The organism is Jiangella endophytica (assembly GCF_003427025.1).
In the GTDB taxonomy this organism is placed as follows: Bacteria; Actinomycetota; Actinomycetes; order Jiangellales; family Jiangellaceae; genus Jiangella; species Jiangella endophytica.
Genome location: NZ_QVAI01000014.1, coordinates 61,905 through 78,874 on the forward strand (window position 1 = coordinate 61,905; position 16,970 = coordinate 78,874).

The following is a 16,970-nucleotide window of genomic DNA, read 5'->3' on the forward strand; positions in this document are numbered from 1 at the left end:
CGCGCAACGGTGGGCTCGGCTTCACAGCAAGCACTCGTAGGATGACCCGGTGACCCAGACGGTTGACGCCCCCGAGGCCTCCATGCCGGCGAGAGCCGCGGGCGCGATCCGCGCCCGCCTCGTCCGGCCGATGCCGGCCGACCGCGTCTGGGGCTGGCTCGGCCCGCTGCTGGTCGGAGTGGTCGCGGCGGTGCTGCGACTGGTCGACCTCGGCCGGCCGAACAAGATCATCTTCGATGAGACGTACTACGCCAAGGACGCCTACTCGCAACTGCTGTTCGGCTACTCGCGCAAGTTCACCGAGGACGCCAACGAGCGCATCCTGAGCGGCGACCTCGATGTCTTCCTCAACGAGCCGTCGTTCGTCGTGCACCCGCCGGTCGGCAAGTTCCTCATCGGCCAGGGCATCCGGGTGTTCGGCATGGACCCGTTCGGCTGGCGCATCGCCGTCGCGCTGTGCGGCGTGGCGACGGTGATCATGGTCGCCCGCATCGGGCGGCGGCTGTTCCGCTCGACCCTGCTCGGGTGCGTCGCCGGTCTGCTGCTGGCCGTCGACGGCCTGTCGATCGTGATGAGCCGGACGGCGGTGCTCGACGGCATCCTGGCGATGTTCATCGTCGCGGCGTTCGGCTGTCTGCTCGTCGACCGCGACCAGATGCGAGCCAAATACGCCGACTGGGCCGAGTCACGGCTGGCCCGCGGGCTGACGGCGCCGGGCGACGGTCCGCTGTTCTGGTGGCGGCCGTGGCGGCTGGCGGCCGGCGTCATGCTCGGCCTGGCCTGCGGAACGAAGTGGAGCGGGCTGTACGCCGTGGCGGTGTTCGGCCTGATGACGGTGTTGTGGGAGATCGGCGCGCGGCGTGCGGCCGGGCTGCGCAGCCCCGTTCTCAACTCACTGCTGCGCGACGGTCCGGTGGCGTTCCTGTCGATGGTCGTCACGGCGGCGTTCGTGTACGTGGTGTCGTGGTGGGGCTGGATCTTCTCGTCGAACGGGTGGAGCCGGCAGTGGGCGACGGACAACGCACCGTCCGCGTTCGGCACGCTGTTCCCGAGCTGGGCGCGCAGCCTGTGGCACTACCACGCGGAGATGTGGCGGTTCCATCGCGACCTCAACACTCCGCACGACTACCAGTCCAAGCCGTGGGAGTGGCTCTACCTCGGGCGGCCGGTGTCGTTCGACTACGAGGGGTACGACCTCGGCCAGGCCGGCTGCAAGGTGGAACGGTGCAGTCAGGCGGTCCTCGCGCTGGGGACGCCGCCGCTGTGGTGGGGCGCCTGCGCGGCGCTGCTGGTGTGCCTGTGGTGGTGGTTCTTCCGCCGCGACTGGCGGGCCGGGGCGATCCTGGCCGGGTTCATCGCGACCTGGGTGCCGTGGCTGTTCTTCACCGACCGCACCATCTTCTACTTCTACGCGGTCGCGATCGTGCCGTTCCTGGTGCTGGCCGTGACGTTCGCGCTGGGGCTGATCATCGGGCCACCGGACGCCTCACCCCGACGGCGCGCCGTCGGGGTGGCGATCGCCGGCGGCTACATCCTGATCGTCGTGGCCGTCGCCGCCTGGTTCTACCCGATCCACGTCGACCAGCTGATCTCGTACGACGCGTGGCGGTCGCGCATGTGGTTCAGCAGCTGGATCTAGCCCGTCAGATGAGCTCGGCGATGCCCTCGATCAGCAGCCAGACGCCGAACAGGACGAACAGCGCGGCGGCACCGACCTGGATCAGCCGCTCGGGCAGCCGCTGACCGAGATAGCGCCCGACGACGATCGCCAGCGCGTCGGCGGCGACCATGCCGACCGTCGATCCGATCCAGACACCGACCCAGTCGTTGTCGGCGGCCAGCGTGATGGTGGCGAGCATGGTCTTGTCGCCCAGCTCGGCCAGGAAGAACGCCGTCCCGACAGCGATCACCGCCGCCCGCGTCGCCCGTTCGGCCTTCCCCTGCTCCTCGTCGGTCAGGCTGTCGCCGCGCCACGTCCAGGCCGCGAAGCCGAAGAACGCGACAGCCGCGATGACGTTGATCCAGCCGGTCGGGAGCGCCTCGCCCAGTCCGAAGCCGATCGCGACCGACGCCAGGTGCACGACGGTGGTCGCGATCGTGATGCCGAGGATGACGTGCCACGCCTTGAAGCGGGTGGCAAACGTCAACGCCATCAACTGAGACTTGTCGCCGAGCTCCGCCACGAAGATGACGCCGAAGCTCAAGAGGAACGCGGCCCAAAGGTCGGCCATCGGATCCCTTCCGGTCACGCCGGGACCGGAAGACGCGAGACTCCGACCCGGCATTGCTGCCATGGGTCGAAGGTCTCGCCCGCCTCTCGAAAGAGGCCGCGCGGCCGGACGCCGGAGCGTCAGTATGTCGACCGCGACATTGGGGGCTACTCCCCTTCGCTGCGAGCAGCCTACCGGGATCACTGATGAGGAATCCAGCCGACGTGCGCAGACTCACACCCCGCGGTTCACCGCCCGGACATCCGGCGATCAGCCAACCCGGCCGCCAGCCCGGCGAGCCCCACGCTGCCCGCCGGCCCGCTGACCGCCCAGCTGCCAATCCAGCGCTGGTCCATCACTCCCGTTCGCCTGGGACGGCGACGTCGCGAGCTTCGTCCGCGTCGCTCATGCCGGAGTCGGAGCGGGCGGCGCGGTGGACGACGATCGCGGCGAGCGCCATGATGGCGGCCCCGGCCAGCGCCGGCATGTTGACCTCCGTGACCTCGGCCAGTGCGCCGAACAGCAGCGCACCGACCGGCGCGCCGACGATGCCGATCGTGCGCTGGGCCGACGACACCCGGCCGAGCAGTTCGTCGGGCGTCCGCTGCTGCATCAGCGTGACGAAGTGGACGTTGAGCACCATGCCCGCGAGCCCGAACACCGCGAGCGCCACGGCCGTCGCCGCCGGATGAGCGACGCCGCCGATGACCAGCAGACAGCCGGTCTGCGCCGTGAGCGCCAGCACCATGGCCGTCACGCCGCCACCCACCCACCGCCCGATCCGCGTCGCGACCAGCCCACCCACCACCCCACCAGCGCCATAGGCCGCCAGCACCAGCCCGAACACGACGTCGGAAGCACCGGCCCAGCGGGTGATGATCAGCACCAGCAGCGCCTGGAGCCCACCGATCACCATGTTGCCGAGCAGGTTGGCGAGGCAGCCCCCGCGCAGCAGCCGGTCGCGCCAGAGCCGCCGCACGCCGGCCGCGATCTCGGACCGCAGCGTGGACCCGCCCGGCCGGCTCGCCACGGCCACCCCCGACCGTGGCAGCGACGCGATCAGCGCGGCCGCCACCAGGTACGTCGCCGCGTCGACCGCGAACGGCAGCGCCACCCCGGCCGTCACCAGCAGCCCGGCGGCGGGGGCGCCGAGGAACGTCCCGGCCAGCGCCTGGCCGGTCATCAGCCGAGCGTTGGCCGAGGGCAGGGCCGTCCGGGGCACCAGAGTCGGCAGGATGGCCGTGGCCGCGTTGTCGAACAGCGTCTGCAGCGTGGTGAGCGCGAACGCGAGCACCGCCAGCACGGCGAGGTGCGCGTGTCCGAGCGCCAGCGCCACCGCGAACGCCGCGACCAGCAGCCCGCGCGCGAGATCGACCGTCCACATGGCCCGCCGCCGGTCGACGCGATCGGCCAGCGCGCCGCCGAGCAGGCCGAACACCAGCCAGGGCAGATAGCCGGCCGCCGACACCACCGACAGCAGGAACGGAGACGTCGTCAGGCCGGCCGCGACCAGCGGAAACGCGACGTTGCGCACGGCGTCGCCGAAGCGCGACAGCACGGCGGCCGACCACAGCCGCCCGTATCCGCCACGCCAGCGCACGGTCTCGCCGGTCTCCGTGATGATCACCATGGGGCCGAACGCTAGTTCGAGGGTCCGACAAGGTCCGCGCGTCGGCTCGGCGGGCAGGGCAGACTGTCGGGACGCCCCGACGAACGGAGATCCATGACCATCAGCACCGTCCAGGAGAACCGCGCCGCGGGCAAGCAGTTGCGGACCACCCTCGCCCGGTCCGGCCACGCCGAGGTCACACGGGCGGCATCAGCCGAGCGGGACCCCGTCGCGATCCTCATCGACCAGCACTCGAGCCGGCTCGCCGGCCTCATCCCGGTGCGCATCGGACGGATGCTGCAGTCGCCGTTCGCGTACTACCGCGGCACCGCGGCGGTCATGGCGCACGATCTGTCGACCGGCCCCCGGACCGGTGTCGAGGTGGTCTCCTGCGGCGACGCCCACGTGTCCAACTTCGGGCTGTTCGCGTCGCCTGAGCGCCGGCTGCTGTTCGACCTCAACGACTTCGACGAGGCCGGCAACGCCCCGTGGGAGTGGGACGTCAAGCGGCTCGCGGCGAGCGTGTACGTGGGCGCCCGCGACATCGGCATGAGCGAGCCGGCCTGCACGGACGCCGCCGAGGCCGCGGTCCGCGCGTATCGGGAGTCGCTGGCCGGTCTGTACGAGCTGTCGGCACTGGAGCGGTACTACTACCAGGTCGACGCCGAGCAGCTGCCCGGTCTCACCGCCGCCGGCAACCGCGCCGTCGTCCGCAAGACGGTGAAGAAGGCGCGGTCGCGGACCTCCGAGCAGGTGCTCGCGAAGATCGTCACCACGGAGGCCGACGGGCGCCGGCGCATCGCCGACCAGCCGCCCATCACCCGCCACGTCGACCACGCGACGGTCGAGCAGTTGCAGATGCTGTTCGAGCGCTACCGCACCACGCTGCGCCAGGACGTCGCGCTGTTGCTGTCGCAGTTCGCGCTGGTCGACTACGTGCTCCGAGTGGTCGGCGTGGGCAGTGTCGGCACCCGCTGCTACGTGCTGATGTTCGTCGGCCCGCACGGCGAGCCGCTGTTCCTGCAGGCCAAAGAGGCCCAGCCGTCCGTACTGGCGACGTACGGCGGCATGCCCGACGCGCTGCCCGACGGCGTGCCCGGGACCGGCGAGCCGCACACGCAGGGGCACCGGGTGGTGGCGGCGCAGCGAATCCTGCAGGCGCAGTCCGACCCGTTCCTCGGCTGGATCACCGGCTGGGCCGGCGAGGCGGTGAACAAGCCGCGCGTGGACTACTACTGGCGGCAGTTCCGCGACATGAAGGGATCGGTCGACCTCGCCGCGCTCACGCCGTCGCAGTTCACCGACTACGGCGTGCTGTGCGGCGGGCTGCTCGCGCGAGCACACAGCCAGTCGCCGGGCGGCGCGGTGATCCGCGGCTATCTGGGCCAGTCCGACGCCTTCGACCGGGCCGTCGCCCGGTGGTCGCGCGGCTACGCCGACCAGTGCGAGGCCGACTACGCCGCTCTCGCCGTCGCCGTGAAGTCCGGACGGCTGCCAGCCGAGCACGGCATCTGACGCGACGTCACCCGCAAGCGCCCACCCCGTCGGCCCATCCGGGGGCGCCGGGCTCAGCCCTGCGGCGCTTCGGTGCCGGTGTAGAAGGCGGTGGTCCGGTCGGCGGCGCCCTGTGCGGCCTCGGGAGTGGCGAATCCGCTCTCGACGTTGGCGTCGCGCCACTTCTCGCTGGCCAGGCCGACGAACCGCTTGCCGTCGTCGGAGATGGTCCAGGCCTCGACGGCCTTCGGGTCGACCTGCTCGCCGCCGGAGCCGAGGTGGAGGGCCATGCCGATGAACGCGAGGTCCCAGCCGAGGCCGACCGCGCCCGGGCCGTAGAGGTCCCAGAACTCCAGCGAAGCGCTGTTGACCAGTGCGATGTGCTCGAGCTCGAGCCGGGTCCGCTCGTCGTCCTCTGCGGTGAACCGGACCTCGATCCAGCTGACCTCGCCGTTGAACTCCCAGGTGGCGGCGAAGCTCTTGGGCGGGTCGCAGTGCTCGACGGTGCCGCCGGCGTTGCCCTCGACCTGGTAGCGACCGCCGACCTTCAGCTCACCGCTCACCGGCGAGAACCAGCGCGGGATGCGCTCGGGGTTGGTGCAGGCGTCCCAGACGTCCTCGACGGTGGCGGGGTAGACCTGGCTGATGGTGACCGTGCGAGCCTCACCGGCCTCGATGGTGCTGGAGCCGACCTGGCGGCGCACGGCGTTGACCTGCTCGACGACATCGATCATGAGGTGTTCTCCTGGTCCGAGTCCTGGCCGGCCTGCTCCTGCAGCCGGCGTTGGCGCTTGCCCCTGGCCAGTTCGGTGGCCAGCGCCTCCAGAGGAGGGGTCCAGAATCGCCGGAAGCGGTCGAGCCACGCGTCGACGTCGCGAAGCGGCTCGGTGCTGACGGCGTACAGGCGGCGGGCGCCCTCGGGCCGCACGGTGGCGAACCCGGACTCGCGCAGCACCTTGAGATGCTGCGACACCGCCGGCTGCGAGATGCCGAACTCCTGCTGGATGACGGACGTGACGGCACCGGAGGTCAGCTCGCCGTCGGCGAGCAGCTCCAGGATGCGGCGACGAACCGGGTCGCCGAGCACGTCGAAGGCATGCACACTCGCAACCTATCGCCCTTCGCTTATATAAGTCAACGCTGCAATTCTTCGTCCGGCGGCGCGTCGACCCCCGCCGGCGAGGTCGGCGAGTCCGGCTCGACCGACGAGCCGGGCACCGTGACGGCGACGTCGGCCGGCGCACCCTGCCGGCGGCTGCCGACGAGGAACGGCGCGGCGACCAACTGGATCAGGCCGCCCAGCGCCAGCGACGTGCCGTAACCGTAGACGTCGGCGGCCCGGCCCAGCGCCGGCTGGATGACCACGCCGCCCGCGTTGCCCATCAGCGAGTCGAACGACAGCACCGTCGCTCGCTGCTTCGACGGGATCATGTCGTTGAGGTAGGCCTGCCGGATCGGCATCAGCGCCGCACCGAGCAGCGCCCAGACCACCAGCAGCACGAGCGCCGCCCAGAACGCCTCGGTCACGCCGAGCAGCCCCAGCACGCCGGCGCTGATGACCGTCGCGCCGATCAGCGCCGTCGTCCGCTTGCGGAACAGCAGCCGGACGCGTGGAGCGGAGTACCCGCCGACCACCTGCGCACCGGCCATCACCGCGGCCGCCAGCCCGGCCACCGAGTAGGCGTCGGGGTCGCCGTACAGCTCCAGCAGGTACGGCTGCAGCGCGTAGAACGTGTAGAAGCTGACGCCGGACGCGAACGGCGCGGCCAGCATGACCCACCGCACCGGCGGGTTGCGCAGCCCGTGCTCGATGGACGCCGACCAGATGCCCCGCATTACCCGCAGCGGGCTGGTCGTCCGGTCGGGCGTGAAGCCGAGATCCTTCATCAGGACGTACGCGACGACGAACATCGCCACGAGCACGCCGGCTCGCAGCAGCATCGGCACGCCCAGCGTCGTCGCCTGCGCGATCACGCCGCCGGCGACCGAGCCGCCCAGCATGGCGACGCCGGACACCATCTGGCCGCGGCCGAACACCGCCTCGAGGCTGCCCTCGTACCCGGCGAAGTGCAGCGCGTCGACCAGCCACGCCTCGACCGCGCCGGAGAAGAACGTGAACCCCAGGCCGAGCAGCGCCGACACCACGGCCCACGCCCAGAACGGCGCGCTGATCTGCCACATCAGGTAGTAGAGCGCGGTCGTCACGGCCAGCGTCAGGGTGCCGAGCAGATACGACGCCCGCCGGCCGACGGTGTCGGCGACCACCCCGGTCGGGACCTCGAAGAGCACCATGCCGACCGTGAAGAACGCGTTGGCGGCGAACGCCTCCAGGTTGCTCAGGCCGGCATCGAGCAGGAACAGCGTGTTGATGCCCCAGATGAACGACGCGGCCAGCGTGTTGCCGAGCATCAACGTGATGTAGACGCCCTGGATGCGGCGGGCCTGCGTGGTCATCGGCGCGGTGTCCTCTCGTCCAGTCGCCTCGTCGCGACTGACTTCCTACAAGCGCCCGCGGACGCGAACTATGCCCGCTGGTCAGGTCCTCGCGGCGCGCTTGTCCAACACCTGCTGCAGCAGCGTCGGCCGGTCGGTCATGATGCCGTCGACGCCGAGGTCGATGAGCCGCTCCATCTCGGCGCGGTCGTTGATGGTCCAGACGTGGACGGCGAGGCCGCGACGGTGCGCGTCGGCGACGAAGTCGGCCGTGACGACCGGGACGCCCGACTGCGACGGCGGCACCTGCAGCGCGTGCTGGCCGTGCAGGGTGATGCCGGTCAGCGGGCCGAGCGTGTTCAGCCAGAACGCCGTGACCTGCGCGGTGCCCGGCGATGTGCTGACGTCGCGGTTGTACAGCTTGAACCGGGTGACGGCGCTGTCGGAGAACGACGCGACGACGGTGTCGGTGCCGCGGCCGAACTCGCGCAGCAGGTCGGCCATGGTCCGCTCGTACGGCGACGTCTCGGGGCGGGTCCGCTTGATCTCGACGTTGAGCAGCACGCCCGGGAACGCCTCGAGCACCTCGCGCAGCGTCGGGACGCGGAAGTCGGCCGCGGTGTAGCCGCCGGGCGCCGGCCGCTCGCCCGTGGCGACGCCGCGGAACACGTAGTCGCCGGGTGCGCCGTCGTGGCAGGTGCCGCACTCGGGGACGAACCAGTGCGCGGCGTCGAGCGCGCGGATCTGTTCGAGCGTCAGCTGGTCGACCCGGCCGGTGCTGTTCGTGGTGCGGTCGACGGTGGTGTCGTGCAGCACGACCAGCTCGCCGTCGGCCGTCGCGTGGACGTCGAGCTCGAGCACGTCGGCGCCCTTGTCGAGCGCCGTCCGGAACGCGTAGAGGGTGTCGGACGGCGCCTCGATCTCGCCGCCCTGGTGCGCGATGTTGAGAACGCGTCGCTCGAGCCACGGGTTGTCCGCGGCAGCGACGGCCGGGGCGGCTGCGGCCGCCGTCGGAACGAGGACCGCGGCGACGGCGCCGGCGGCCAGGAGACCGGTGAGCCTGCTCATGGCCGAACCGTAGTGCCCGCCGGAGACAGTGGCGCCGACTCGAGGTGAATGTCGGACCCCGCGAGTACGGTCGCCGCCATGACGACCTACCCCAGCGTGTTGCAGACCGTGCTGGACACCACCGACACACGTGGCCTGGCGGAGTTCTACCGGCGGCTGCTCGGGTACGTGTACCGGCCCGGCCACGAGACCACCGACCCCGCCGGCGACGACTGGCTGGTTCTGCTCGACCAGGACGGCGGGCGCCGGCTGGCCTTCCAGCAGGTCGACCAGTTGACGCCCTCGACATGGCCGGACGGCGCGATCCCCCAGCAGTTGCACCTCGACATGACGGTGCCGTCGACGGACGAGCTGCTGGTCCAGCACGACCGCGTGCTCGAGCTGGGCGGCCGGATGATCTTCGACCGCATCGACGACCCCGGCGAGCCGTTGCGCGTCTACGCCGACCCGTCCGGCCACCCGTTCTGCATCTTCGTGGCCTGACGACGGTCGCGGCGGATCGTCCGCGCGGTCGCGAACAGGCCGCCGCCGGCCAGCCCGGCGAGCACGATGCGCCCCGGCGGGCTACCGGCGTAGAACAGCAGGGCGATGCCCAGGATCACGGCGATCTCGGTGACGGCGTGCCGGCGCCGCTCGTGCCGCATCGCCCGCGACACCACGCCGGCGCCGAAGAGGACCGTCACGAGGAGCACGCCCAGCCCGAACGCCACCACGCCTGGTTCCTCGCCGTAGCGGGCCACGGCCAGGCCGGCGCCGACGCCGGCGGCGCCCAGACCGGCGACGATCGAGACCGGCAACGCCCACGCCGGCCAGCGATGACCGCCGCTCGGCGGCGCCTCCCGGAGGTCCGTCATGTCCGCAGTGTGACAGGCGCCCGGGAGACGTCGGCTCGGTCGCGGACGTAGTGGCCCGCGTCGAGATCGGCGAGCAGGCCGGGCTGCACCGGCTGCCAGCCGAACCGGTCCCGGGTGCGCGCGCTGGACGCCGGCCCGTCGACCCGCAGGAACCGGCCCAGCCAGCCGAAATAGCCGTCCACCTGGCCCGGGGTGATGGACCGGACCGGCAGGCCGAGCTGCCGGCCGTTGCGCGGGACCGGCTCGAGGGTCTCCGTCAGGCGCGCAGTGTCACAGGAGGACCGAACACCTGCGCGCCGCCCACCCCACATCGAGTTGATCTTGGAGAGAGTTGCCGAGCTCCGGAGCGAAATGCCCGGTTGATTCCGCAGTTTCCTCCCAGACCAACGGGAGCCAGGGCGGTGGGGAGACGACGGGGCGGTGAGCCTGACGGCCGCGCTCAACCGAGCCGTTCGGCGAGGAAGGCCGCCCAGGTCCGGGTGCCGAGGTCGGCGCCGTCGAGGGTGAGGTTGGCGCCGCCGCGGTAGGCGCGGCCGGCCTTGCCGGGCATCCGCACCGGCAGCAGCGCCCGCCGTCTGCCGGCCGCCGCCAGGTACGCGCGCAGCAGCTCGCCCATCGGCGCGACCCGCGGACCGGCGAGGTCGGCGACCAGCCCGGCCGGCTCGCCGAGAGTCAGCTCGGTCAGCCGCTCGGCCACGTCGCGTGCGTCGACGGGCTGGAAGCGCATGCCGCCGGGGACCGGGATCACCGGCAGCTTCGCCATCGCGGTCGCGGTCTTCAGGACGAGGTCGTGGAACTGGGCGGCGCGCAGGATCGTCCACGGCACGCCCGAGTCGGTCACGGCCTCCTCGGCGGCCAGCTTCATCCGGAACCAGCCGATCGGGACCCGATCGGCGCCGATCGCCGAGATGTGCACCAGGTGCTTCACGCCGGCCCGCGCCGCCGCCCTGGCCAGCCGCTGTGTCGCCTCGGCGTCGCCCTTGGGCCCACCGGCCAGGTGCAGGATCGTGTCGACGCCGTCGACGGCGCCAGCGACGGCGCGGTCGGCGTCGTCCGAGCGCAGGTCGGCCGCGACGTACTCGACACCGTCGCCCGGCTCGCGCGGCGTGCGGCCGAGCACCCGGACGGTCCGCCCGTCCGCGACCAGCCGTGGCACGATGAGACGTCCGAGGGTGCCGGTGCCGCCGGTCACCAGGAGGGGTGTGGTCACTGTCAGCTCCAGTTCTGTGCCGATGAGGTTCTACTGCGCTGACCCGCGGCGACGGCGATATGTGACCGCATGAGCGAAGATCTTTTCGAGCGCCACCGGCCGCACCTGCGCGCCGTCGCGTACCGCATGCTCGGCTCGCTGGCCGACGCCGACGACGTCGTCCAGGAGACGTGGCTGCGCTACCGGCGCGCCGACACCTCGGACGTCGAGAACCTCGCCGGCTGGCTGACGACGGTCGCCGGCCGGGTGTGCCTGAACCTGCTGCGGTCGCGCGCGACGCGCGGCGAGGTGCCGCTGGACGAGGCCGATCCCGCGGTGCACCTGCCCGACCCGGTGGTCAGCCCGCCGAGCGGCCCCGACCCGGAGCAGCAGGCGCTGCTGGCGGACTCCGTCGGGCTGGCGATGCAGGTCGTCCTGGACACCCTGACCCCGGCCGAGCGGCTGGCGTTCGTCCTGCACGACCTGTTCGCCGTCCCGTTCGACGACATCGCGCCGCTGGTCGAGCGGACCCCGGCCGCGACCCGGCAGCTGGCCAGCCGCGGCCGGCGCCGGGTCCAGGAGACCGCACCCGCCCCGGACGCCGACCTCGCCCGGCAACGGGCCGCGGTCGACGCGTTCTATGCGGCCGCCCGCGACGGCGACTTCGACGCGCTGGTGACGGTGCTCGACCCCGAGGTCGTGCTGCGCGCCGACGGCGGCGCGTCGCGGACCCGGCCGACGGTGCTGCTGCGCGGCGCCCGGACGGTGGCCGGCCAGGCGTCGATGGCGCTGCAGCTGGCGCGGTACGTGCGGCCGGCGCTGGTCAACGGCGCGGCGGGCGCGGTGGTCGTCATCGGCGGGCGGGTGTTCGCGGTGATGGCCTTCACCGTCACCGACGGCCGCATCGCCGCCATCGACGTGCTGTACGACCCGGACCGGTTGGGCGGCATCGACCCGGCCGCGTTCGACGCGTGACCCCTGGCCCGCCGGCCGCCACGACGACGCGAGCCCGCGGGTCTTTCGGCCCTGCTGGAGCGGTGCCGGCGGGTCGAGAGTGGGAAGGTGGCGCGGGGCACGCGGGCCGGACCGGCGTGGCCGGGGGTCGCGCTGGTGCTCGTCACCGCGGTCGCCTCGGCCGGGGTGGCGTCTGCCGTGTGGGCCGTCCGTGAGGACCGTGCCCAGTGGGCGGTGAGCGACCCCGCGGAGCAGATCGCCGTCGTCGCGGAGGCCTGTGAACAGTGGGCCGTCGCCGAGCCGCAGCCCGACGACACCGGGCTGGACGACGACGAGGACCGGTGCGCGGCGCTGGCGGGCTGGCTGAGCGACTCGTTGACCCGTACCGGGCGGAGCCCCTGGATGTCGTGGGGCGAGCCGCAGCGGCTGCTCGCGACCTGCCGGGGCTGGCTCGCGGAGACCTCGTCGAGCGACACCACGACCTGGTGCGACGACTTCGTCGGCTGGATGTCCGGGCACGTGGGCGAGTGGAGCGGATCGACCGGACGCCACGACTGGGACGGCTGGCTGCGCAGCGGTCCGCTGGTCGGGCCATGACGCAACCGCCGCCGCCCTCGCCGACGAGCTGGGCGCCGCCCCCGTGCTCGACGTCCCTGACGCGTCACTCGCGCACGGCCGCCCGCAGGCCGGGGATCAGCACCGCGCCGACCCCGAGGTGCATCAGCGCCAGGTAGACCTTGGCGTCGGTGCCGGCCTCGGTGATCAGCGGTCCGCTCAGCGAGAGCACCAGCACCGCCAGCGCGATGCCCGTCCACACCCGCCGTGCGTCGCCGGAGCGCTGCCCCAGCCACGCCAGCAGGCCCCAGCCGGCCAGCGACGTCGCCAGCGCGGCGGCCAGCACCAGCGCCAGCCCGACGTCCATCGTCACGTCGGCGGTGGTCACCTCGAGGTCCACGTCGGCGATCCGCGCGACGGCCCACGGCACGGCCGCCGCCACCGTCGCCCCCGCGACCGCCAGCGCGGCCCGTCGCCGCACCGGCGCCGCGGTCGTGGTCTCTTGCGTCGTCATCGGATCCTCCTGCTGTCACTCTGGTGGCGATGCCTGTCCAGCAGTACGACGACGCGGCCCGCCGGAACGTCAGGCCGCACATTTCGGTGCGCTGTCTCGTCGAAGGGTGAGAGGAGGCCGCAGACCATGACCGACCCGGGCCTGACCGCGATCATGAGCGAGCGCCGGCAGCTGATCAATCTCGCCTACCGGCTGCTCGGCTCGCTGGCCGACGCCGAGGACGTCGTGCAGGAGACGTACACGCGCTGGTACGCGATGCCGTCGGAGCAGCGCGAGGCGATCGAGTCGCCCGCCGCGTGGCTGACCACGGTCGCCGGCCGGATCTGCCTCGACCTGCTGCGATCGGCGCGGAGCCGGCGCGAGCGCTACGTCGGCGAGTGGATCCCGGAGCCGGTGCCGGACCGCACCGAGTGGATCAGCGCGCCGCCGGCCGCCACCACGACGGACCCGGCCGACCGCGTCACGCTCGACGAGTCGATCAGCATGGCCTTCCTCGTCGTCCTCGAGTCGATGACGCCGGCCGAGCGGGTCGCGTTCGTCCTGCACGACGTCTTCCGGTACTCGTTCGCCGAGGTCGCCCAGGTCGTCGGCCGCACACCGGCCGCCTGCCGCCAGCTGGCGTCGTCGGCCCGCCGCCGGCTCCGTGCCGCCCAGGTGCCCGCGGCCCCGGCCCCCTCGGCCGCGCGCCGCGCCGACCTCGTCCGCGAGTTCAAGCAGGCGTGGGCAGCCAAGGACATCCAGGCGCTCGTCGGGCTGCTCGACCCGCACGCGACGGCGGTGGCCGACGGCGGCGGCCTCGCCACCGCTCACCTCGAGCCGCTCGAGGGCAGCGAGCCGATCGCCCGCGTCCTGGTCGAGATCGCGGCGAACGTGCCCGATCTGACGTTCCTGGAACGGACGGTGAACGGCCAGCCCGGCCTGGTGCTCCAGCAGGACGGCGTGACCGAGACGGTGCTGGCGTTCGACGTGGCCGGCGACCGGATCACCCGGGTCTGGGCGGTGCGCAACCCGGAGAAGCTGCGGCCCTGGACGACGTGACGTCCTCCCACTTCAACGTACAGCCCGTTGGGGGTCTTGCGGCAAGACCCCGGGCGTGCCGCAGAATCTCGGGCCGACCGGCTGTTCGTGGAATGGAGCCTCATGATCGACGTGATCGTCGCCGGCGGCGGGCCGACCGGGCATGAGGGCAGACTCGTACGACGGGCAGTACGTGCTCCTTACTGGGCTCACCGAGCGCGGGCGGCGAGCGGTGGGCGTCTGGCCCAGCGGCGAGAACGTCGATGCGCTGGTCGAGGCGCTCCAGCAGGCTGCCGAGGCCACCTCGGACCCCGAGGAGAAGTCCGCGCTGCGGCGCGCTGCGGGCGCGGTGCTCGGCGTCAGCAAGAACGTCATGACGGAAGTCGTGGCCGCGGTGATCGCTCGCAGCATCCCGGCCTGACGGGCCGGGCGCGCCGCGTCAGGGTCGCGGCTGGCGTGCGGTCGCCGGCCGCGTCGCGTGCCAGGCTCGCTGACGGGAACGAAGTACTCGTTGCGTCCGTGCAGGTTCGTGAAGCTGTCTTGGCGGGTCGGCCGTCGCAGGTGGACGTAGCGGATCTGGTCGACGTAGAGGCGGTTCATCGTCCAGGACCCGGCGGCATCGCGCATGTGCAACTCCTGGCCGACGAGCCAGATCGGGCGCTCGTCGTGTGCCCGGTAGGCCGGCGCCCAGCGGCGCTCGGCGGTTTCCTGTTCTTGAGCGGTCACCGGCCGGCGCCGGACCTGCGCCGTCGAGCGACGGCCAGGCAGCCGATCCACAGGGCGGGCAGGCTCGCGATGGCAACCACGCCGGCCACGCTCACGACCGGCCGCCGCGTCGCGCTAGTGCCCTGGCGAGGCCGCGTCCCCACTGCTCGGCCCAGGCGCCCACACGCACGGCCACTCCTGGCTGCAGTTTCGACAAGGCGTGCGGCGGCGCGGGATCCAGCCGCCGGCCGGTTGGTGGGTCGAAAGCAGGTCGGCCGCGTACGCGTCAACGCGCTCGGGCGACCAGTCGACAAGACCGTGCCCATGCACGCGTGCCGTGAACATCGCGTCCCCTTCGTCCGGCGGCCGGTGGATCGCACCGTAGACAGCGCCGGGAAGGGTGTTTGCACGAGTCTGCACGAACCGGCCCATGTGCTTGACCCGGCACTCGGCCGCCCGTCAGGCTCGACGCAAGCTCGTGCAAACGACGACGAAAGGGCGGCGTCATGGCGCTACAGTTCCTCGGCATTTGGCCGGACACCCCGGACAACGGCTCTCCGACGATCTGGCTCGACGATACGCCCGGAGACCTGATCATCCAGTCATGGAAGGCCGATGAGGAGACAGTGAAGGAGGCCCAGCGCGTCGGCTCGATACCCGACCACAGCACCGACGTGCCACCGCATGAGACGGTGATCAGGCTCCCCGCGAACATGCTCCAGTTCATCCCCGGCCCGAGTGAGGACACCACTACGTGAATGCCTTCATCGACGCCCTGGCCAAGGCACAGCACTCGGCCGTGCATCTGGAGATGCGCGACAGTTACATGCTCGACGATCCCGAGTTCATCGCCTGGCAGAACGGCAAGCGCCTCGATCCCGCCGACCGCGAATCCTGGTGGCGGCCCTTCCTCGACATCGTCACCGAGACCATTGCGCGCGGTGTGGTCATGCGCCGGGCTCGGATCGTCTCGGAGCCCATCAGCGACTACATCCGCTACGAGTACGACATCACCTTCACCAACGTGGCAGCCGGCGAGCGAGTCCGCTGGCTGCCCAGGAGACAGGCGACGAACCTCGCGCTGCCGGGCAACGACTTCTGGCTGTTCGACGACAGCGTGGCCCTCGTGAACCACTTCACCGGGGACGGCCAGTGCGCCGACCCCGACATGGAAGTCACGTCCGATCCCGACGTGGCCAAGCTCTGCGGTTCGGCGTTCGAGGCGGTCTGGGAGCGGGCGACCCCGCACGAGGAGTACCACCCGTGACCCACAGGCACTGATGGCGGTCTCCCCGTCGTCGAGCGTCCAGCAGGCCCGTCAGCTCCTCGCCGATCGGCTCCGCGAACTCCGCGAGCAGGCAGGGCTGACGGGCCGCGACCATGCCCACGCCTGCGGCTGGCATGGGGCCAAGACGTCGAGGATCGAGAACGGCAAGACCGCGCCGTCCGCCGACGACATCCGGACCTGGTGCCGCACCACTGGCGCCGACGATCTGGCCGCTGACCTCGTCGAGTCGCTGCGCGCCGTCGAGGGCATGTTCATCGAGTGGCGACGGATGAAACGGAACGGCCTCCGGCGCGCCCAGGAGTCTCGCACGCCGCTGTACGAGCGCACGCGACGCTTCCGCGCCTACTCCTCGCACCTGCTGCCCGGCATGATCCAGACACCGGCCTACACCGAGCACGTCCTCGGCTCGATCCAGCGGCGGCGTGGCCTTGTCGACGACGTCGAGCAGGCCCTTGCCGCGCGGGTGAAGCGGCAGCGCCTCCTTCATCGTGGCGGGCGCGTGTTCGCGTTCCTCGTGGAGGAGTCACTGCTCAACACCGGGGTTGGCGGCCCCGACGTCATGGCCGACCAGCTCCGGCACCTGACCGAGGTCGCCTCCCTGCCGAACGTGAGCCTCGGTATCGTCCCCGCGCGACCCGACCGTGACGTCTGGCCGGTCGAGGACTTCTGGATCTACGACAGCGCACAGGTCAACGTCGAACTCGTGTCGGGCTACCTGACCATCGCCCAGCCGGGCGAGATCGCCCTCTACACCGACACCTTCACCCAGTTCGCCGAGCTGGCCGTCTACGGCAACGAGGCGCGCGCCCTGATCCGGGCCGCCCTTGACAGGCTGAGCGACCGTGCCGGGTGAGTGCAACGACTGGCGATCACTCGAACATGCGTTCTACTCTGTTCGATATGGTCGCCATACGCTGCCCCATGGAGCGCTGCCCTGGCCTCAGACTCGCAGGGGATCTCCCGCCGGGGGAGATTGCCGGCCAAGTAGTAGATCACCTTGAGCGCCATCACATCCACGGCGAAACCCTGATCAAGCAACTCGCTGACCTCCGGGTCGATGGCTGCCGTGACCTTGAGCTG

The 16,970-nt window shown here is 71.8% G+C and carries 20 protein-coding genes; 10 read left to right on the forward strand and 10 right to left on the reverse strand.

Translation table 11 applies throughout. The features are described 5' to 3' along the window. The first annotated feature begins 49 nt into the window (after positions 1-49). On the forward strand, positions 50-1,639 hold the full coding sequence (locus tag DZA62_RS24690; protein WP_198664149.1) for a dolichyl-phosphate-mannose--protein mannosyltransferase: 1,590 nt from the start codon (positions 50-52) through the stop codon (positions 1,637-1,639). A 4-nt stretch (positions 1,640-1,643) separates the two neighbouring features. On the opposite strand, the gene DZA62_RS24695 is transcribed toward DZA62_RS24690, so the two are convergent. Next, a complete protein-coding gene (locus DZA62_RS24695; protein WP_116951607.1) occupies positions 1,644-2,231 on the reverse strand; it encodes a TMEM165/GDT1 family protein in 588 nt (195 codons plus the stop codon). 334 nt (positions 2,232-2,565) lie between these two features. Further along, positions 2,566-3,840: an MFS transporter gene (locus tag DZA62_RS24700; protein WP_116951608.1), complete on the reverse strand. Its 1,275-nt coding sequence runs from the start codon at positions 3,838-3,840 to the stop codon at positions 2,566-2,568. A gap of 93 nt (positions 3,841-3,933) precedes the next feature. Here DZA62_RS24700 and DZA62_RS24705 point away from each other — a divergent pair, with 93 nt between their 5' ends. Then, positions 3,934-5,334 (forward strand): DUF2252 domain-containing protein, encoded by a 1,401-nt coding sequence (locus tag DZA62_RS24705; protein WP_116951609.1) that lies wholly within the window; start codon positions 3,934-3,936, stop codon positions 5,332-5,334. Between the two features lie 53 nt (positions 5,335-5,387). Here the strand turns inward: DZA62_RS24705 and DZA62_RS24710 are convergent, their stop codons facing one another. The 4 genes from DZA62_RS24710 to DZA62_RS24725 form a co-directional block, all read right to left on the reverse strand. Then, positions 5,388-6,047, reverse strand: coding sequence for an SRPBCC family protein (locus DZA62_RS24710; protein WP_116951610.1), 660 nt, complete (start codon positions 6,045-6,047; stop codon positions 5,388-5,390). Continuing rightward, positions 6,044-6,415, reverse strand: coding sequence for an ArsR/SmtB family transcription factor (locus DZA62_RS24715; protein ID WP_116951611.1), 372 nt, complete (start codon positions 6,413-6,415; stop codon positions 6,044-6,046). The genes DZA62_RS24710 and DZA62_RS24715 overlap by 4 nt, the downstream gene beginning before the upstream one ends. Before the next feature lie 32 nt (positions 6,416-6,447). After that, complete coding sequence (locus DZA62_RS24720; RefSeq protein ID WP_116951612.1) at positions 6,448-7,767, reverse strand: MFS transporter; 1,320 nt, start codon at positions 7,765-7,767, stop codon at positions 6,448-6,450. A gap of 81 nt (positions 7,768-7,848) precedes the next feature. Next, complete coding sequence (locus DZA62_RS24725) at positions 7,849-8,814, reverse strand: glycerophosphodiester phosphodiesterase (RefSeq protein WP_116951613.1); 966 nt, start codon at positions 8,812-8,814, stop codon at positions 7,849-7,851. Between the two features lie 78 nt (positions 8,815-8,892). On the opposite strand from DZA62_RS24725, the gene DZA62_RS24730 reads away from it, so the two are divergent. Beyond that, positions 8,893-9,297, forward strand: a complete 405-nt coding sequence (locus tag DZA62_RS24730) for a VOC family protein (RefSeq protein ID WP_116951614.1) — start codon at positions 8,893-8,895, stop codon at positions 9,295-9,297. Here the strand turns inward: DZA62_RS24730 and DZA62_RS24735 are convergent. From DZA62_RS24735 to DZA62_RS24745, 3 genes are all read right to left on the reverse strand, one after another. Then, positions 9,252-9,668 (reverse strand): hypothetical protein, encoded by a 417-nt coding sequence (locus DZA62_RS24735; RefSeq protein WP_116951615.1) that lies wholly within the window; start codon positions 9,666-9,668, stop codon positions 9,252-9,254. The two genes, DZA62_RS24730 and DZA62_RS24735, sit on opposite strands and share 46 nt — an antisense overlap. Continuing rightward, positions 9,665-9,850 carry a hypothetical protein gene (locus DZA62_RS35930; protein WP_157987884.1) on the reverse strand — a complete coding sequence of 62 codons (186 nt, stop codon included), beginning with the start codon at positions 9,848-9,850 and terminating at the stop codon, positions 9,665-9,667. The genes DZA62_RS24735 and DZA62_RS35930 overlap by 4 nt, the downstream gene beginning before the upstream one ends. A gap of 257 nt (positions 9,851-10,107) precedes the next feature. Continuing rightward, the gene (locus DZA62_RS24745; RefSeq protein ID WP_116951617.1) at positions 10,108-10,878 is read right to left on the reverse strand and encodes an SDR family oxidoreductase; all 771 of its coding nucleotides are present in this window, start codon (positions 10,876-10,878) and stop codon (positions 10,108-10,110) included. A gap of 69 nt (positions 10,879-10,947) precedes the next feature. On the opposite strand from DZA62_RS24745, the gene DZA62_RS24750 reads away from it, so the two are divergent. Next, a complete protein-coding gene (locus DZA62_RS24750) occupies positions 10,948-11,832 on the forward strand; it encodes a sigma-70 family RNA polymerase sigma factor (protein ID WP_116951618.1) in 885 nt (294 codons plus the stop codon). A gap of 87 nt (positions 11,833-11,919) precedes the next feature. Continuing rightward, a complete protein-coding gene (locus tag DZA62_RS24755) occupies positions 11,920-12,408 on the forward strand; it encodes a hypothetical protein (protein ID WP_116951619.1) in 489 nt (162 codons plus the stop codon). A gap of 64 nt (positions 12,409-12,472) precedes the next feature. On the opposite strand, the gene DZA62_RS24760 is transcribed toward DZA62_RS24755, so the two are convergent. Further along, positions 12,473-12,880, reverse strand: coding sequence for a DUF6069 family protein (locus tag DZA62_RS24760; protein WP_116951620.1), 408 nt, complete (start codon positions 12,878-12,880; stop codon positions 12,473-12,475). Between the two features lie 126 nt (positions 12,881-13,006). Between DZA62_RS24760 and sigJ the strand changes: the two genes are divergently transcribed. The 5 genes from sigJ to DZA62_RS24785 all read left to right on the forward strand — a co-directional run bounded on the left by sigJ (position 13,007) and on the right by DZA62_RS24785 (position 16,743). Further along, the gene (gene sigJ / locus DZA62_RS24765) at positions 13,007-13,918 is read left to right on the forward strand and encodes an RNA polymerase sigma factor SigJ (RefSeq protein WP_116951621.1); all 912 of its coding nucleotides are present in this window, start codon (positions 13,007-13,009) and stop codon (positions 13,916-13,918) included. A 142-nt stretch (positions 13,919-14,060) separates the two neighbouring features. Beyond that, positions 14,061-14,318 (forward strand): hypothetical protein, encoded by a 258-nt coding sequence (locus DZA62_RS24770; RefSeq protein ID WP_116951622.1) that lies wholly within the window; start codon positions 14,061-14,063, stop codon positions 14,316-14,318. Positions 14,319-15,108: 790 nt separating this feature from the next. Beyond that, complete coding sequence (locus DZA62_RS24775) at positions 15,109-15,360, forward strand: hypothetical protein (RefSeq protein WP_116951623.1); 252 nt, start codon at positions 15,109-15,111, stop codon at positions 15,358-15,360. Next, complete coding sequence (locus DZA62_RS24780; protein ID WP_198664151.1) at positions 15,357-15,869, forward strand: DUF6879 family protein; 513 nt, start codon at positions 15,357-15,359, stop codon at positions 15,867-15,869. The genes DZA62_RS24775 and DZA62_RS24780 overlap by 4 nt, the downstream gene beginning before the upstream one ends. Positions 15,870-15,882: 13 nt before the next feature. Next, positions 15,883-16,743 carry a helix-turn-helix domain-containing protein gene (locus DZA62_RS24785; protein ID WP_116951624.1) on the forward strand — a complete coding sequence of 287 codons (861 nt, stop codon included), beginning with the start codon at positions 15,883-15,885 and terminating at the stop codon, positions 16,741-16,743. Positions 16,744-16,970: the final 227 nt, after the last annotated feature.

Excerpts from the sequence above, each read along its gene's own strand:
- DZA62_RS24775 (WP_116951623.1), top strand. The coding sequence starts at position 15,109 with ATGGCGCTACAGTTCCTCGGCATTTGGCCGGACACCCCGGACAACGGC.
- sigJ (WP_116951621.1), top strand. The coding sequence starts at position 13,007 with ATGACCGACCCGGGCCTGACCGCGATCATGAGCGAGCGCCGGCAGCTG.
- DZA62_RS24770 (WP_116951622.1), top strand. The coding sequence starts at position 14,061 with ATGAGGGCAGACTCGTACGACGGGCAGTACGTGCTCCTTACTGGGCTC.
- DZA62_RS24750 (WP_116951618.1), top strand. The coding sequence starts at position 10,948 with ATGAGCGAAGATCTTTTCGAGCGCCACCGGCCGCACCTGCGCGCCGTC.
- DZA62_RS24735 (WP_116951615.1), bottom strand. The coding sequence starts at position 9,668 with ATGACGGACCTCCGGGAGGCGCCGCCGAGCGGCGGTCATCGCTGGCCG.
- DZA62_RS24710 (WP_116951610.1), bottom strand. The coding sequence starts at position 6,047 with ATGATCGATGTCGTCGAGCAGGTCAACGCCGTGCGCCGCCAGGTCGGC.
- DZA62_RS24725 (WP_116951613.1), bottom strand. The coding sequence starts at position 8,814 with ATGAGCAGGCTCACCGGTCTCCTGGCCGCCGGCGCCGTCGCCGCGGTC.
- DZA62_RS24700 (WP_116951608.1), bottom strand. The coding sequence starts at position 3,840 with ATGGTGATCATCACGGAGACCGGCGAGACCGTGCGCTGGCGTGGCGGA.
- DZA62_RS24695 (WP_116951607.1), bottom strand. The coding sequence starts at position 2,231 with ATGGCCGACCTTTGGGCCGCGTTCCTCTTGAGCTTCGGCGTCATCTTC.
- DZA62_RS24730 (WP_116951614.1), top strand. The coding sequence starts at position 8,893 with ATGACGACCTACCCCAGCGTGTTGCAGACCGTGCTGGACACCACCGAC.
- DZA62_RS24720 (WP_116951612.1), bottom strand. The coding sequence starts at position 7,767 with ATGACCACGCAGGCCCGCCGCATCCAGGGCGTCTACATCACGTTGATG.
- DZA62_RS24785 (WP_116951624.1), top strand. The coding sequence starts at position 15,883 with ATGGCGGTCTCCCCGTCGTCGAGCGTCCAGCAGGCCCGTCAGCTCCTC.
- DZA62_RS24760 (WP_116951620.1), bottom strand. The coding sequence starts at position 12,880 with ATGACGACGCAAGAGACCACGACCGCGGCGCCGGTGCGGCGACGGGCC.
- DZA62_RS24705 (WP_116951609.1), top strand. The coding sequence starts at position 3,934 with ATGACCATCAGCACCGTCCAGGAGAACCGCGCCGCGGGCAAGCAGTTG.